Here is a 16,454-nt window from a genome sequence, read left to right as displayed (position 1 = left end):
CATTCCGTGCCCGCGTAAGCCATTGATCTTGCAGGCCCCGGCTACTGTGCATGGGGTTGTTTTCGCAGTTTTTTGTTTTGGCTAGCCGCGCCGCCTTGCCGCGGCGGCGTCCACCACGTTCTCGACCTCCTCGCGCCACGACAGAATCTCCATCGCGAGCACGGGGTGGTTAAAACCCTTGAGCACGAGATCGTCGAGCGCGCGGGCTTCGACCCAGGGCTCGACCATGCCGTAGACGCGGCGGCTGACGACGACCTGGCCGGCCTTGGCTTCGTCGCAGAGGCGGGAGGAGAGATTGGTGACGCTCCCGATCGCGGCATATTCGAGCCGCTGCTCGAAGCCGATCTGGCCGAGCGTGGCGTAGCCCATGGCGACGCCGACGCCGAATCCGAGCGAGTGGCCGCGGTTCTTCCATTTCTCGGTCAGGGCGCCGATCGTGTCGCGCATCTCGACGGCCATCTTCACCGCGCGCTTGGTGTGGTCGGCGAACTGGATGGGCGCATTGAACAGGATCATCACGCCGTCGCCGGCAAAGCGGTCGAGCGTGCCTTCATAGCGGTGGATCAGCTCGCCAAGCGCGGCGTGATATTCGCGCAGCACGTTCATCGCCTCTTCCGGCTCGGTCGCCTCCGTGAACGAGGTGAAGCCGCGCAGATCGCAGAACACGACGGTGACCTCGCGGCGGTGGCTGTCGAGCAGCGCATCGTGGCCGTCGGACGAGGCGATCAGCTGCGCGACTTGCGGCGCGAGGAAGCGTTCGAGCCGCTTGATGCGGCCGATCTCGCCGAGTTGTTTCTCGACCCGCTCTTCCAGCGAGCGGTTCCAGTTGCGCAGCTGCTCGGTCTGCTCCTGGAGCTTGGCGGCCTGCTGCTGCACGGTTTCGTGCGCAGCCGCGAGCTCACGGCCCTTGTGGTCGACCTCGGTGAACAGCCGCGCATTGCGCATCGCCAGCACGGCCTGGTTAGCGAATGTGCGCATCAGGCCGATGATGCTGGCGGCGAACTCGCCGCTGGCGCGGCGCAGCACCACCAGCGAGCCGAGCGTGCCCTGCTGATCCACCAGCGGCACCACGAGCACCGAATGGAAGCCGGCAGCGATCGCGACGTCGCGCAGCGGCTGCTCGGAGGCCTGGTCGAGATCTGAAATCGCGATCGGTTCGCCGCTGCCGGCCGCATCGCTCAGGATATCCTGGCCCTCGTCGATGGTGACATGGGCGCCGTCGGCGGATTTGTCGATGCCGTTGGCCTCGACCAGATTGAAGCGGCGCGCCTCGGCCTCATAGCCGTAGATCAGCACCGCGTCGGCATGGGTGATCTCGATGGCGCGCGCAGCGATCGTCGGCAGCACGGCGTTGAGATCGAGCGAGGCGGCGACCGCGCGGCCGACCTCTTCCAGCACCTTGAGCTCGTTGATCGACTGCGCGAGATCGCGGGTGCGCTCCTCGACCTTGGTCTCCAGATCCGAATAGGTTTCCTGGATCTGGCTGGCCATGCGGTTGAACTGGCCAGCGAGATCTTCCAGCTCGTCCGCGGTGTGCACCTCGATGCGATGGCTGAAATCACCCTCGCCGAGCTTGTGCGCGCCGTCACGCAGCGCCGTGATCGGAATGATCATGCGGCGCGCCAGAAGCGTGCCGGCGAGGATCGCGACCAGCAGGCCCATGCCGATCAGCAGCGCAATGCGCACCAGCTGGTCGCGGATCGGCATCAAGGCTTGCGTGGTCGGCTGCTCGAACATCACGCTCCAGCCGAGCTTCGGCACGGTGCTCGCGGCGCTCATCACCGCATGGCCGTTGAAGTCGGTGCCCGAATTGTCGGGCGCGTGGCCGGGCGCAACCGCGGCCGCAACTTGCGGCAGCTTCGAGAGGTCCTTGCCGATTTCGGGCCCTTTCGAGGACGTCGCCAGCACGCGGCCGCGCGGATCGACCACATAGGCGAACGCCGCCTTGCCGACCTGAGCGTCGGAGAGGTACTCGGAGAGAAAGCTGAGATCGAGCTCGGCCACGGTGACGCCGGCGTTGAAACCGGAATGCGCCACCGAGATCGACATGAACGGCGTCCGGTCGGAGAACCAGGCCGGTGCGTAGCTGACGCCGCGGGCGACGGTGTCGGTGAAGCGCATGTCGCGGGAGAGGTCGGCATTGCTGCCGGTCGTGGTCGACTGGCGCGAGACGCGCAGCACCTCGCGGCCGTCGCCGTTGAGCTGGAACAGCTGAGTGACGACCGAGACCTGGTGCAGCAGCTGGGCGTAGTCGGCGCGGCGCTTCTCGAGCGTGTCCTGGCTCGCCCGCGTCACCCAGCTGATCTGGCGCTCGAGCTCGGAGATCGACTGCTCGATCCGCCGCGCGGCTGCCTGCGCCTTGTCCTCGAGACCGTCGGTCAGCTGTGTCTTGGTGGCGCGGTAGGAGATCCAGCTCTCCATCGCGCCGTTGACGGCGAGCACGAACACGACGAGGCCGACAAGAGAGACGACGTATTTGGCGAACAGACCCTCGCGCAGAAACCGTGTCTTGTCGTTCGCTCCTGCCATCCCGATCCTCTCGCGCCACCATCAGCGCCGGCGCTACGGTCCGCACGGACCCTGCGAGCCTTCTAGCACAATTTGGTCCAGGGGACTGTGAAGGGACTGGTCAAGGGCCGGCCGAGCAGCCGGCGTGGTTACCCGTCTTGGTTATCCGCCTTGGACGCTGGGCAGGCGCAAGCATGGTGAATTGTCGCAGTCTCGTCCGTTTGGAGGAAGCCGCTGCCGGGCAAGCCGATGTAAGGGGATGGGCTTGGCAAGGGAGGGCTGGGAGTCCAGCGCTTTGGTCCTGCAATCATCGATTAAAGAGCTGTCGCAGCACGTCGTTCATCGGCTGGCTGTCCTGCTGCGCCGCCGGCGGGTCCTCCAGGGCGGGGGACGCCGGCGAGGCTTGCGGCGTCAATGGGGATGGCGCCGCAGGCAGGCTGCGGCTGCGGCCGGTGGCAGTGCCGGTGCCAGTCCCAGTCGCCGTGCCGTTTCCCGCGCCACCGGAAAGCCCCTGCTGGATCAGATTGCCGATCGCCTCGCCCAAGGGGCCGCCGAGCGGGTTGTTCTGTCCGGGCTGCTGGGTTTGCGGATTGGCATTGCCGGTCAAATTGCCGCCACCCGGCGCGGTGGCTCCCCCGAGGCCAAGGCTGCCCAAAATATTGCCGAGTCCGGCCCCATCAGCGCCGAACAGCCCCTTGCCCATCTCGCGCAGCTTGGCATAGGCGGCATCCGGATTGTCCAGCATGCCGGCCATGTCAGGATAGATCCGTGGCTGCGACCAGGTGCCCTGGATCATCACGGGAATGCCGAAGCCGACCGGCTCGGCGGCGCGACCCTGGCCTTCGGTCGTCATCACCAGCTTCGGCTCGACGCGGAAGCCCATCATCTTGGTGTCGAGTGCGATCGTGCCGGCGCCGGTCACGCGGACCAGCGGTCCGGTCAGGTTGAGATCGGTGGTCACCGCCTGGCCCTTGTCGATCCGGAACGACGCCGAGAGCTGCGACAGATCCGTGCTCTGCTCCCGATTGCTGTCTCCGTTTTCCTGCCAGCCGGACAGCGTGCCCGATGTCAGCGAGCGGATCATCTGTGCGACGTTGATGCCGCGAATGGCGCCGTCCTGGAAATTGACGAAGGCCGTGCCCTGCATGTTCGCCATCAGCGCGCGCTGGCTGGTGCCGGCGCTGCGCAGCGCGAGCTTGGCCTGCAGCTTGCCGTCGATCCGGTCGAATTCGGCGAGGCCCTGCAGCAGCGGCAGCGCGCGCACGCCGGCGAGGTCGGAATGCATGGCAAAGCTCGGCGCGCCGCTGGTGGCATCCAGGATCAATTCGCCCGTGACCTGGCCGCCATAGGCGCCGAGATTGGCGGTGCCGGCCTTCAGCACGCCGCCGGCGAGTTTTGCATCGACCGCCAGCGGCGCGAGGCCTGCCTCGCCGATCACCGCCTCATGCGCGGAGATCCTGATTTGCGCATCGACATAGTTGAGCGCGGACACATCGATCGGCGCATCGCTCCAGGGCTGCCCGGACGCGCCTTCCGGCGATTTCGCCAGCGGAATCGCGAGCCGCTGGAAGTCGAGATCGACCTTGACCAGAGGCTTGCTCGCGATATCGACCGAGGCCCAGCCGTTGAAGGCACCATCGCCGAGCGTGCCGCTCACGCCGTTGATCATCACGACATCGCCGCTCAGCCGCATCTCGGCATGACCTGCGAGCCGGGACTTCAGCACATCAGGCATGTCGATGGCGAAATCCACCGGAATGGTCGGCCGGTCGGCCGGCGGCGCCGGCGTGATTGCCTGGATGTCGAACTTGGTCGGATGCTCGCCGACCCGTGCGGTGCCGGTGATGTTGACCTTGCGGTCGCGACCGACGATGGCATCGGCATTGACGGCGCTGATGCGGCTCTCGACACGATCGCGCATGCGCGCGAATGCGATCTCGCCATCGGTGACCTTGACGCGGTCGATGGCGGCGCCGTCGGTATCGAGCGCGACCGGCTTCGACGTGCCGCCGGCATTCGGCAGGCGTTCACGCAGCAGCGGCTGGTAGAGCACGGGATGGGTGACGACGAGTTCGCTGATCTTCGGGCGGCCCGACCAGACGCTCGAGAGCGACATGTCGGCCTGCACGCTGTCGATGGTCAGGCGCGTGATGCCGCTGCGGTCCTTGGGGTCGGCAAGCGTGAGGTCGTTCAGCGTTACGTTCAGCGTCGGCCACAGGCTGATTCTGGTCGTGCCGTCGATCGACAGGCGATAGCCGGTCGCGCTCTCAACACGCGAGGCAATCGTCGACGTCAGGAAGCCCGAGGGGATCCCGACCACCAGCAGGAGTGCGATCACGATGACGACGGCGGCCACCGCCGCGCCGGCGAATTTCACTGCTCTCATGTCGACTTTCCAGCGGCGGACGATCGGCGTCGAATCCGGCAGATGACCGTCATTTGCGCGCGTCCTTTGCGCCTGAGTTTATCCCGGGACGGGAAGCGGCTCCAAGCACGGAAAAATAGTCTGGGGGTGCTGCAAAGTTATGTGACTTATGGCACACTTCCCCGGCGCGGTTTTACGCGATCCTGATGTTGATGGTTCCAAGCGATTTGCCAACGAAATTCACAAGGACATTGAAATGAGCAAGCAGGCCGAATTTGCGGTCATCCTCAAGATGAATGCGATGTTCGCCGATCTCGGCGCAGACGAGCTCCAGCGGCTGGCGAATCTCTGCCACACCCAGCATCTGGGGAACGGCGAGGTGCTGTTCCAGAAGGGCGACGCGGGCGATGCGCTGTTCGGCGTGCGCCGAGGCCAGGTCCGTATCGAGACCGGCGCCTCCGACGGCAGCCGCCTGACGCTGAACTTCATGGGGCCGGGCGACCTGTTCGGAGAGGTTGCGGTGCTGGACGGCCAGAGCCGCACTGCGGACGCCACCGCGGGCGAAGCCAGCGAGTTGTTCGTGCTGCGGCGCGAAGACTTTCTGGCTTTCCTCGAACGCGAGCCGAAAGTCGGGATCAAGATCATCGCGCTGCTGTGCCAGCGCATCCGCTGGCAGAGCGAGCGCATGGAAGAGTCCATGCTCCAGCCGCTGCCGGTTCGCCTCGCGCGGCGCCTCTGCGCGCTCGCCGCCGATTTCGGCTCGGAGGTGCACATCTCGCAGGAGCAACTCGGCGTCTTCGTCGGCGCCGCCCGCGAGAGCGTCAACCGCCAGCTTCAGGCCTGGCGCAAGGAAGCGATCCTCGATCTCCAGCGCGGCCGCATCCTGCTGCGGAACATGACCAAGCTGACGGCGATCGCGCGGAACGAGTAGGGGCGTCAGGTCCGTGCCTCACGGCCATGCCAGATTCTCGTAATGAGAATATCGCCTGTCTCGGGAGCGATGACATATCGCACGATGTAAGCTGACGAGCCGAAGCGGACGATGATTTGGCGGATGACGGCATCCTCAGTCGGTTTGCCCAGCGCCGGCAATTCCGGCAGCCGATCGATTGCCTTCCAGATCGAGGCCAAGGCGCGTTTCGCGGCGCCAGGATTAACAGTATCGAGGAAAGTTCGCAGCCGCTCGATGTCTTCGACCGCGGCTGGCGAAAGGTGGATCATTTCACCTTGCGCGGCTGGGGACTGGGCAGTTCGTCTGCCGAATCCCAGCTTGCCACCCACGCTTTAACGTCGTCGAGTGGGACAGCCAGGCCGGTGCGCTTGAAGTCGTCGTAACGACTGCGGTCCTCTGCGAGATCTGGACTGGAAACGTCGATCACTGAATCGAGCAATGCGACGGCCTCTGCGAGAACCGTTGCGATGTCCTTTCCCCGCTCGGACGCGATCTCCCGGAGACGGGCATCAGTGTCGGCGTCGATCTCAAGCGTTCGGCTTATGAGGTTCATTCCCGAAAGATAGCACTTCACTTACCGATGTCGAGCCCGAGATCTGGGGCCAATAGCTACTCCGCCGCAGGGTGCACGATGTTCTTCGGCCCCGGCATGGCGTCGGCCGGCGCCGCTCCGTGATGACCGGCGCCCTCCGCATCTTCGCTGTGCACGACCAGCCGCTTGGCGAAGCGCCAGATCAGGGCGCCGAGATCGTCCATCACCATGAACATCGCGGGCACGAACACCAGCGACAGGATGGTCGAGAAGATCAGGCCGCCGATCACCGCGAGCGCCATCGGCGAGCGGAATTCGCCGCCGGCGCCGACCGCGAGCGCGCTTGGCATCATGCCCGCGGCCATCGCGATCGTGGTCATCACGATCGGGCGTGCGCGTTTCATGCCTGCGTCGATCATGGCTTCTTCGCGCGGTGTGCCGGCGTGAATGGACTCGATGGCGAATTCCACCAGCATGATCGCGTTCTTGGTGACGATGCCCATCAGCATCAGGATGCCGATCCACACCGGTGTCGTGAGCTGCTTGCCGGTGATCAGCAGGGCCGCGATCGCGCCGCCGATCGAGAGCGGCAGCGAGAACAGAATGGTGATCGGCTGCAGGAAGGTGCCGAACAGCAGCACCAGCACGGCGTAGACCATCATCAGGCCCGCCGTGATCGCGGTGGCAAAGCCTTCGGACAGTTCGTTCAGGCTTTCGGCGTCGCCGGAGGGGGAGACCTTCACGCCCTTCGGCCGGCTCTTCATGACCGGGAGGTCGTAGATCTTCTTGGTGGCGTCGCCGAGCGCGGCGGAGCCGACAAGATCGGCCGCCACGGTCGCCTGTCGCTCGCGATCGTAACGGTTGATGCTGGTCGGACCCTGGTCGAGCTTGACGTCGGCGATGACGGAGAGCGGCACGCCGCCCTTCTCGCCGTGCTCGCCGAGCGGGACGCGCAACTGTTCGAGCGTCTTCAGATTGCCGCGCGCGGCATCCTCGAGCTGCACGCGGATCGGTACCAGACGGTCGCCAACGTCGAACTTGGCGAGTGCGGGGCCGACGTCGCCGATGGTGGCGACGCGGATGGTCTGCGACAGGCTTTCGGTCGACACGCCGAGCCGTGCGGCGAGATCGGCGCGCGGTTCGACGCGCAACTCGGGCCGCTCCAGCGTGGTTTCCGAGATCACGTTGGAGATGGTGGGAATCCGCTTCATCTGCGTCGCGAGTTCGCTGGCGACGTTGTTGACGATGTTGGCGTCTGCGCCGGTCACGACCAGCGAGATGGCGCGCAGGCCGTTCTCGTCGAGGAACCAGAAGCGGATGTCCGGAATGTTCTCCAGTTCCTGGCTGATCGAGAATTCGAGTTCGCGCTGCGTGATATCGCGGCTGTCCTTGGGCGTGTAGTTGATGATCAAGGCGGCGCGCCGGACTTCCTGGGTCCCTGGTGGAACGCGGCCGCCATCGACGAAGATGCTCTTCACCTCAGGGCGCTTGCGCAGGCGCGCCACGATGTCTTCGGTGACTTTTTCGGTGTAAGCGAGCTGCGTGCCCGGCGGCAGCTCGAGGGCAACCAGCGAGCGCGAGCTGTCCTGCGCCGGCAGGAAACCCTGCGGCAGCAGCGTGATGCTCCAGATCGAGGCGGCGAAGACGCCGAAGCCGGCCAGCACCGTGATGAAATAGTGCTTCACCGACCAGCCCACGATCCTGTGATAGGAGCGCAGCACGCGGCCGGGCGGCGGCTCTTCGTGATTGCCATGTTTGAGGAAGTAGGCGGCGAGCACCGGCGTGACGAAGCGCGCCGCGAGCAGCGAGAAGAACACCTGCACCGAGACGGTGATGCCGAACTGCTTGAAGAACTGTCCGGCGATGCCCGACATGAAGCTCGCGGGTGCGAAGATCGCGATGATCGTCAGCGAGATCGCGATCACCGCGAGGCCGATCTCGTCGGCGGCTTCCAGGGCGGCACGATAGGGCGACTTGCCCATGTTCATGTGCCTGACGATGTTCTCGATCTCGACAATGGCGTCGTCGACCAGAATACCCGTCGACAACGTGATGGCGAGGAAGCTGACGAGGTTGAGCGAGAAGCCGAGCAGGTCCATCGCCCAGAATGCCGGGAAGATCGACAACGGCAGCGAGATCGCGGCGATGATGGTGGCGCGCAGGTCGCGCAGGAACAACAGCACGATGACGACGGCGAGGATGGCGCCCTCGAACAGGGTCGAGATCGCCGCGTGGTAATTGCCGTTGGTATATTCGACCGAGGTGTCGATCACCTTCAGGTCGACGTCGGGATAGGTGGCCTTGAGCGTGTCGATGCGCTTCTGCACGGCCTCGGCGACCTTCACGTCGCTGGCACCCTTGGAGCGTTTGATGCCGAGCGCGACGATGGGCTCGCCGTTGAAGCGGGCGAAGGTACGGCGGTCGGCGATGGTGTCGGTGACGGTGCCGAGATCGTCGAGCCGGACCTCGCCGCCGCCGAACAGCGGAATCATGGTGCCGGCGAGGTCGCTCAGCGTCTTGGCGCCGGCGAGGGTGCGGATCGCCTGGTCGTTCTTGCCGATCTCGGCGCGACCGCCGGCGACGTCGACATTGGTACCGCGCAGGCTCTGGCTGACATTGACGGCCGTCAACCCCATCGACTGCAGGCGGTCGGGATCGAGCGAGACCAGGATCTCGCGCTCGACACCGCCGATGCGCTCGACCTGGGCGACGCCGCGCACGCCCTGCAGCGCGCGCTTGACCACGTCGTCGACGAAATAGGAGAGCTGCTCCGGCGTCTTGCCGGGCGAGATCGCGGCGTAGGTGACGATCGGCAGGCCGATGACGTCGACGCGCTGGATCAGCGGCTCGGTGACGTTCTGCGGCAGGTTGGAGCGCACGCGCGTCACCGCGTCCTTGACGTCGTTGAGCGCGCGGTCGGTGTTGGTCTCCAGCGCGAACTGGATCGTCGTCACCGACAGGCCGTCGGTGATCTGCGAGGTGATGTGCCTGACGCCTTCGACACCGGAGACGGCGTCTTCAACCGTCTTGGTGACCTGGGATTCGAGCTCGGCGGGTGCCGCGCCGAATTGCGATACCGCGACCGAAATCACGGGAATGTCGGCCGAGGGTAGCCGCGTCACTGCGAGCTTGGTGAAGGACACCCAGCCGAGGATCAGGAGGATGATGGAAAAAACCACCGATGGCAGCGGATTGCGGATCGACCATGCCGAGATATTGAGAGCCATCAGCGTACCCGCGTGCGATCGAGTTCATCGGCGAACATGGTCTTGATCTGGTCGCCGTCATGCAGCGAAGAGCCGGCGTCGGCGACGACGATCTCGCCGACGTTGAGGCCTTCCAGGATTTCCGTCGCGCTGTCCGATGACAGCCCGACCCGTACCTTGCGCGTCTCGACAATGTTGCTCTTGACGACCTGCACGGTGAGATGGTCGATCGCGGTCTTGGGAACCGCGACGCCGCAGCTTCGCTTGGCGTCGATCGAGGCGCGGGCGAACACGCCGACTTTCAGCGAGGGATTGTTGGTGACGCTGATGCGCACGCGGCCGAGCTGGGTGGCGCGATCGATTTCGGGCGCGACCAGCCTGACCCGCCCGATCAAATCGGGCGCGTCGTCGCGGCTGATGCGCACGGTCGCGCCGGAGCTGAGCTTGGCCATGTGCACCGCCGGGACCTGCGCGTCCAGCTCGATCTCGTTGTTGACGGCGATACGGAACATCGGGCCGGCCTGTGGCGAGGCCGGTGCGCCGACGATGGTGCGGACCTCGGTGACGAGGCCCGGCGCAGAGGCTTTCAGCGAGACCGGACCTTGCGGGCCGGGCCGCGGCGGCTGGCCCGGGATCTGGGGCGGTGCGGTCAGGCGCGCCAGCTCCTGATTGTCGGTGACGAGGGTGCCCTCGGTGACGAAGAGGTCGGTGACCCTGGATCCCTCCTGGTCGGCGACGACCACGGCTTCGCGGCGTGGCACGAAGAAGCCGGTCACCCGGACCAGGTCGGAGAAGCAGGCATTGGTCGACTTGGTCACGATGACCAGCGCCTCGCTCGGCGTTTCCTTGGGCTCGGCGCGGTGCCGGTGCTCGAACAGATAATAGCCGACGCCGAGCGCGACGACGAAGACCACCGTTCCGGCCGGCTTGAGATATTGGGAGAGGTTCATTGCCGGATCGCCCTGGCCTGGCTCACGGCCGTCCGCGCGCGGCCCATGGTGAGCGTTTCCCTGAAATAAAGCAGCGTCCCGCAAGCCTGCGGGACGCGTGCTGGAAGCGAGACTTTACACCACATCACGACTTGTCACTTCAAAGGATTACGTCGTGCTCACTTCGATGCGGTGGTCTTGTTTTCCATGTTGACGACCTGCACGCGACGGTTGACCTCCGCCATCGGCTGGGCCGGGTCCTTCAGCTTGCTCTTGCCATAGCCGACCGTGACGAGGTCGGTCGCGGAGATGCTGTATTTGTCGACCAAATAGCGCTTGATCGAATCCGCGCGGCGCTCCGACAGATCCTGATTATAGCTCTCGCCGCCGGCGGCGTCAGTATGTCCGGCGACCACGAAGGTCGAGCCCTTCAGGTCGGGGCTGGTCAGCGCGCGGCCGAGCGCCTGGACCGAGGCAAGCGATTTGGCGCTGATATTGGCCGAGTTGTAGTCGAACGTGATTTCGAGATCGATGTTCGGCTTGTCCTTGGCCGCCGACGCGATTTCTTCACGCTCGGTCGATGAAAGCGACCTTGTCGAGCGGCCGCGCACGGACTGGATCAGCTTGGTCTCCGTCGCACTCGGTGCGGGATCGGCCTGCGGAGCGATCGAGAGGCCGCGGGTCAGCGGCTTCTTCGGCGGCGGCGCCAGCGCGCGGACGATCTCGTCCTCGGTGACGTTCTTGCTGTTGCCGTCGTCGCCCGCGAATGCCGGCGGGATCGTCAGCGACAGCGCGGCGCCAACGGTGATGATGGACAGGATTGCGGTAAGTCCCTTTGCAGCCAATCTCATAGCCAGTCCCTCCTGCGCAGCCAGCTCGCGTCGTTCCAAAATCCCTGCAATAAGCCCCCGAAGGGACGGCCTGCGGCATCCGTTCGATTAGTCTTCGCGGGGCCGCCGCGGGTTCGAGGCACACCGGCCTCGATTCAAAAAAATATCAACGCACTCCGTAGCTTGCGAATTCCTGAACAATGTTCGGGTCCATCGCCTTGGCATTGGCGATGTCGAGTGCACCTTCCTGGGCCGAGCCGTTGCGCTGCTTGGCGATCCCGCGTCCGAACAGCGAGGAGGTCAGGCGCGGATTGATCCTCAGGGCTGCCTCGAAATCGGCGATGGCGTTCTTGACCGCCCCCGATTTCAGATTGACGAGCCCCCGGCTGTCCAGCGCGTCGACGAAGTTCGGCCGCAGCCGCAGGGCCTCGTTGCAATCCTTCAGCGCGCCCTGGAGGTCGCCGACCACGGTGCGGGTCCAGCAGCGATTGTTCAGCGCCTCGACGTCCTTCGGGTTGATCCGGAGCGTCTCGTCAAAATCCTTGATGGCCAAGCTGTAGGCGCCCTTGCTGGCATAGACCTGGCCGCGCCGGTAAAGCGCGTTCACGTCGTCCGGATTGGCCGCGATCTTGGCGGTCAGCCCCTTGATGGTGGGGTCCTCGGCCAGGACGGCCGCACTCGGCCCGCTCTCCATGCTCGGAGCGGTGACGGGATCGGCCGGAATCACAGGCGCTGGCGGCGGCGGTGCCGGCGGCAAGGCAGCCTCGACCTGCGGCTTCGGTGACGGAGCCGGTGCTGCCACTGTGTCGGCCGGTTTCGGCGGCACAGGCGATGGTGCGGGCGGAGCCGGCGGCGGGTTATTGGCGACGACCGGCGGCGCGGGAGGCGGGGGTGGCGGGGTCATTGTCGGGCGCGACCCGCCGGCCCCTGGAATGAACGAGAAATCCTCGGCCAATGATGAGGATATCCACGGCACCTGCTCGCCCCGCGAGGCGCGGGTGACGCCCATCTTGGTGCGGTTCAGCGTCTCCTCGGCCATCAGGTCGGGGACGCGGATTTCCTTGAGGAGTTCCTGGACGAACAGGCTGTGCTCGCCGCCGGCGTCCGAGACCACTGACGCCAGCGCCGCCGAATACATCACCAGCGTGCCGTTCGGCGCGATGACGGGGGTGAGGCCGGCCGAGAAGCTGCGGAACCGGCGCTCGAACGGGTTGCGCCTGGAGGCGTCGACCAGCGCGATCTTGACGCCGGCGCCGCGGGTGTTGAGCTCGCCGAGCACGGTTTCGAGGCTGATGCCGTCGCGGCGCACATCGGATTCGGTCCAGATCTGCGCATCGATCGGCAGCAAATAGCTCTGCCGCGCGGACTGGATGCCGAAGCCGCTGAAGAACACCAGTGCCACAGACCCCGGCTTGATCTTGCCGTAGAGCTTGTCGAAGGCGCGGCGCATGCCGTCGCCGGTCAGGTTCTCACCGGTTTCGACGGAAAAGCCGTCGCGCTTGAGCTCGTCTGCGACGTCGCGCGCGTCGTTGAGCGGTTCCTTCAGGGGAGCGTCCGCGTCCGGATATTTGGCATTGCCGATGACCAGCGCAAAGCGATCGCCGGCCGCAAGTGACGGAGCGGTCGGGACGAGCGACACGAGCAAGGACAGAACGAAAAGCAGGCGAATTTTCATAATTAGCGCGATCCAGCCAAAAAGGCGCCGTTTCCAGCTTGCGCCGCGGCGACCTTAACTTACGCAATGTGCATTATCAAACCGGGGAAGGGGGGCGTCAACCGCTTGCGGATTCGGCGTTATCGCGACAATTGAACGCGACGCATGGGCATGTTGCGGGGGGAATAAACGGGCGGTCACGATTGCACGCGATGCATTCTGGTTGTCATTGCGGCTGCACGTTAGGGCAGCCGTGGCTACAACAATGTGATTGGTCTCACATTGCGGACGGGCCTGCTTCGCAACCTCCGGTGTTTGACCTTTGCGGTGGACGATGGCTTGGTGCGATCGCCCCTGAAGGTGCATCCACAAAAGAGCAAGATCAAAATCATGGGAAACGCCTACGAAATCTACGCACTGCGCTATGCGACGATGTCGCCGCGCACGCCCAATATGAACTTCCTCGCGCCCGACCCGCACGACAGCGCGGCGCAGGACCTCGACTATTTCGTCTGGCTGATCCGCGGCAACGGCCGCGACATTCTGGTCGATACCGGCTTCAATGCCGAGGAAGCGTCCGCGCGGGCGCGCAAGCTGACGCTCAATCCGGTCGACGCGCTGGAGCGCTTTGGTGTCGCGGCGTCGAGCATTCGCGATATCATCGTGACGCATCTGCATTACGACCACGCCGGCAATCTGGACCGTTTCCCGCACGCGCGCTTCCATATCCAGGAGCGCGAGATGGCCTACGCGACGGGGCGCTGCATGTGCAACGGACTGCTGCGACATCCGTTCTCGGTCGAGCACGTCACCCAGATGGTCCGCCATGTCTATGGCGAGCGCGTCAATTTCTATTCCGGCGACGGCGAGGTCGCGCCCGGCGTCACCGTGCACCGCGTCGGCGGCCATTCGGACGGCCTGCAGGTGGTGAAGGTCGAGACCGCCCGCGGACCGGTGGTGCTGGCGTCGGATGCCGCGCATTATTACGCCAATCTCCAGCGCCGAAGCCCATTCCCGATCGTCTACAATGTCGGCGACATGGCGGTTGGCTGGGAGACGATCGAGCGTCTCGCCGGCCATCCTGACCGGTTCATTCCCGGGCATGATCCGATCGTGACGGAGATCTATCCGCGCGCCAGCGACGGCGATGTCTGGGCGCTGCATTTGCCGCCGTCGCGATCGTTTGCGAAGTGATCAATACGCCTGCTTGGCGTCGGCCTCTTCGCTGGTCTGGATCAGGTCGAGGCTCTGTTCGATCTTGCCGAGCAGCGTCGATAGCTGTTTGCGCTCCTGCGCCGAGAGGCAGGCGAGGATCTCGTCTTCCCGCCGCAGCAATTGCGGAAACAGCTCCTCGTAGAGCGTGCGGCCTTTCCTTGTCAATCGCAGGCGGAATTCGCGGCGATCGGCTTCGTTCTCGACGCGCTCGATCAAACCCTGGTGCAGCAACATGGTCACCGCGCGGCTGATGGTGGATTTGTGCGTGCGGGTGCATTGCGCGACGTACTGCGCGCTGCAGGCATCGTTGCGGAAGCCGAGCGTCGCGATCACGCGCCAGGCCGGGATGTCGAGGCCGTGACGTTCCTGATATTCGACCGCGAGCGCGGAACTCACCTCCGCGGCGAGCCGGTTCAGGCGGAACGGCACGAACCTGAATAGGTCGAGCCGTGTTTTTGGCCGCGCTGAGGCCTCGTCGGCCTCGCGTGTCTTCAGCGCGATGTCGCTGGATGTCCTCGCCAAGGGAGAGCGCTCCGAATTCCAGTTGACGGCCGGCCGGCTCCGGTCCAAAATAGTTGCACGTGAGACTATTAGCAGATCAGGCCTCTCCTGACCAGAGCCGAGGTTAGCGCATGGCGAAGGCCAATACGCATCAGGCCAAAACCCAGTTCGGCTATCGCCGCCACCCCGATCAGGATCGTCCCGGCCAGAGCGCGGCCGAGCATCCCGTGGTGGTCGTCGGCGCGGGCCCGGTCGGGCTGTCGCTTGCGATCGACCTTGCCCAGCGCGGCCAGCACGTCGTCCTTCTGGATGATGCCGACCGTATCGGAGAGGGCTCCCGTGCGATCTGCTTCTCGAAACGGTCGCTGGAATATTGGGACCGGCTCGGCGTCGGCGACCGCATGGTCGACAAGGGCGTGGTCTGGAGCGTCGGCCGCATCTTCCACGGCGAGCAGCAGCTCTACCAGTTCAATCTGCTGCCGGAGGACGGTCACAAGCGGCCGGCCTTCATCAATCTCCAGCAGTACTACGCCGAAGCCTATCTGGTCGACCGCATCGGCGATCTGCCCGAGATCAACCTGCGCTGGCGCAACAAGGTGACGGCGCTGGAGCGCCGCAACGATTCCGTTGCGCTGACAATCGAGACGCCGGAGGGCGCCTATCGCCTGCACGCGCAATATGTCGTCGCCTGCGACGGCGCGCGCTCTTCGCTGCGGCAGATGGTCGGCGCCGACTTCGCGGGACAGGTGTTCGAGGACCAGTTCCTGATCGCCGACGTCAAGATGACCGCGGAATTCCCGACGGAGCGCTGGTTCTGGTTCGATCCGCCGTTTCATGCGGGACGTTCGGCGCTGTTGCACCGACAGCCTGATGATGTCTGGCGCATCGACCTTCAGCTCAATCGCTATGCCGACCCCATCGTCGAGAAGAAGCCCGAGAACGTGCGGCCGCGGATTGCGCGCATGCTCGGCCACGACAAGTTCGAGTTCGAGTGGATATCGCTCTACAAATTCCAGTGCCGACGGATGGACCGCTTCGTCCATGGCCGCGTGATCTTTGCAGGCGATTCCGCGCATCAGGTGTCGCCTTTCGGCGCGCGCGGCGCCAACTCGGGACTTGAGGACGCCGAGAATCTCTCCTGGAAGCTCGACCGCGTGCTGCGCGGCGCTTCACCCGCGAGCCTGCTCGAGAGCTATCATGTCGAGCGCAGCCTGGCTGCCGACGAGAACATTCGCGAATCCACCCGCTCGACCGACTTCATGGCACCGAACTCGCATCAGGAAGCGCGGCTGCGTAAGGCGGTGCTGTCGCTGGCCAAGGAAACGGAGTTCGGCAAGCGCATGGTCAATGGCGGGCGGCTCTCGGTGCCGTGCAGCTATGACTCGCCGCTGTCATCGCCGGATGCGGATGCGTGGCGCGGTGGTCCGCTCCCGGGTTGTTCGATGCTCGATGCTCCCGTTACGACGCCCAAGGGCGAGCAAGCCTATTTGACGGATGCGTTCCGCAAGGGTGGGACAGACTTCACCTTGCTTTCGTTCAGCAACGGCGCGGCGATTGAGGCGCCGGTTGGTGTGAAGGATATCCGCATCGGCGGGAAGGACGGGCTCGCAGATCCGGCAGCGCTCACCGCAAAGCGCTATGATGCGGAACCAGGCTCAGCCTACTTACTCAGGCCGGACGGCTACGTTGCGGCGCGCTTCCGGCGTCCAACGCGCGAAGCGATTGCGACCGCGCTGTCGCGGTCTCAAGGCTTGAATTGAGG

Annotated in this window: 12 protein-coding genes; 3 read left to right on the top strand and 9 right to left on the bottom strand. The window is 65.1% G+C overall.

Annotated elements, in window-relative coordinates; translation table 11 throughout:
• Window positions 1-81: 81 nt before the first annotated feature.
• Both FXB41_RS23340 and FXB41_RS23335 read right to left on the bottom strand, forming a co-directional pair.
• Window positions 82-2,529: an adenylate/guanylate cyclase domain-containing protein gene (locus FXB41_RS23340; RefSeq protein ID WP_219683366.1), complete on the bottom strand. Its 2,448-nt coding sequence runs from the start codon at window positions 2,527-2,529 to the stop codon at window positions 82-84.
• Window positions 2,530-2,815: 286 nt separating this feature from the next.
• Entirely contained in the window at window positions 2,816-4,894 is a 2,079-nt protein-coding gene (locus tag FXB41_RS23335) for an AsmA family protein (protein WP_219683365.1), read from the bottom strand.
• A gap of 235 nt (window positions 4,895-5,129) precedes the next feature.
• Between FXB41_RS23335 and FXB41_RS23330 the strand changes: the two genes are divergently transcribed.
• Window positions 5,130-5,804, top strand: coding sequence for a Crp/Fnr family transcriptional regulator (locus tag FXB41_RS23330; RefSeq protein ID WP_007599026.1), 675 nt, complete (start codon window positions 5,130-5,132; stop codon window positions 5,802-5,804).
• A 5-nt stretch (window positions 5,805-5,809) separates the two neighbouring features.
• Here the strand turns inward: FXB41_RS23330 and FXB41_RS23325 are convergent, their stop codons facing one another.
• The 6 genes from FXB41_RS23325 to FXB41_RS23300 all read right to left on the bottom strand — a co-directional run bounded on the left by FXB41_RS23325 (window position 5,810) and on the right by FXB41_RS23300 (window position 12,997).
• The gene (locus tag FXB41_RS23325) at window positions 5,810-6,154 is read right to left on the bottom strand and encodes a type II toxin-antitoxin system RelE/ParE family toxin (RefSeq protein ID WP_311985878.1); all 345 of its coding nucleotides are present in this window, start codon (window positions 6,152-6,154) and stop codon (window positions 5,810-5,812) included.
• Entirely contained in the window at window positions 6,091-6,399 is a 309-nt protein-coding gene (locus tag FXB41_RS23320; RefSeq protein WP_311985877.1) for a hypothetical protein, read from the bottom strand. The genes FXB41_RS23325 and FXB41_RS23320 overlap by 64 nt, the downstream gene beginning before the upstream one ends.
• Before the next feature lie 35 nt (window positions 6,400-6,434).
• The gene (locus FXB41_RS23315; protein WP_219683364.1) at window positions 6,435-9,584 is read right to left on the bottom strand and encodes an efflux RND transporter permease subunit; all 3,150 of its coding nucleotides are present in this window, start codon (window positions 9,582-9,584) and stop codon (window positions 6,435-6,437) included.
• The gene (locus FXB41_RS23310) at window positions 9,584-10,513 is read right to left on the bottom strand and encodes an RND family efflux transporter (protein ID WP_219683363.1); all 930 of its coding nucleotides are present in this window, start codon (window positions 10,511-10,513) and stop codon (window positions 9,584-9,586) included. Before FXB41_RS23310 ends, FXB41_RS23315 begins: the two co-directional genes overlap by 1 nt.
• A 158-nt stretch (window positions 10,514-10,671) precedes the next feature.
• The gene (locus FXB41_RS23305) at window positions 10,672-11,343 is read right to left on the bottom strand and encodes an OmpA family protein (RefSeq protein ID WP_007599036.1); all 672 of its coding nucleotides are present in this window, start codon (window positions 11,341-11,343) and stop codon (window positions 10,672-10,674) included.
• Window positions 11,344-11,488: 145 nt separating this feature from the next.
• Complete coding sequence (locus tag FXB41_RS23300; protein ID WP_219683362.1) at window positions 11,489-12,997, bottom strand: caspase family protein; 1,509 nt, start codon at window positions 12,995-12,997, stop codon at window positions 11,489-11,491.
• A gap of 369 nt (window positions 12,998-13,366) precedes the next feature.
• On the opposite strand from FXB41_RS23300, the gene FXB41_RS23295 reads away from it, so the two are divergent.
• On the top strand, window positions 13,367-14,170 hold the full coding sequence (locus tag FXB41_RS23295; RefSeq protein ID WP_219683361.1) for an N-acyl homoserine lactonase family protein: 804 nt from the start codon (window positions 13,367-13,369) through the stop codon (window positions 14,168-14,170).
• Here FXB41_RS23295 and FXB41_RS23290 read toward each other — a convergent pair whose 3' ends face one another.
• Window positions 14,171-14,713, bottom strand: a complete 543-nt coding sequence (locus tag FXB41_RS23290; RefSeq protein ID WP_007599039.1) for a MarR family winged helix-turn-helix transcriptional regulator — start codon at window positions 14,711-14,713, stop codon at window positions 14,171-14,173. It abuts the gene before it with no gap.
• Between the two features lie 110 nt (window positions 14,714-14,823).
• On the opposite strand from FXB41_RS23290, the gene FXB41_RS23285 reads away from it, so the two are divergent.
• Entirely contained in the window at window positions 14,824-16,452 is a 1,629-nt protein-coding gene (locus tag FXB41_RS23285) for an FAD-dependent oxidoreductase (protein WP_219683360.1), read from the top strand.
• Window positions 16,453-16,454: the final 2 nt, after the last annotated feature.

The organism is Bradyrhizobium canariense (assembly GCF_019402665.1).
Classification (GTDB): Bacteria; Pseudomonadota; Alphaproteobacteria; order Rhizobiales; family Xanthobacteraceae; genus Bradyrhizobium; species Bradyrhizobium canariense.
Note: the sequence above shows the minus strand (reverse complement) of the source record. Positions and strands in the feature narration are given on the sequence as shown.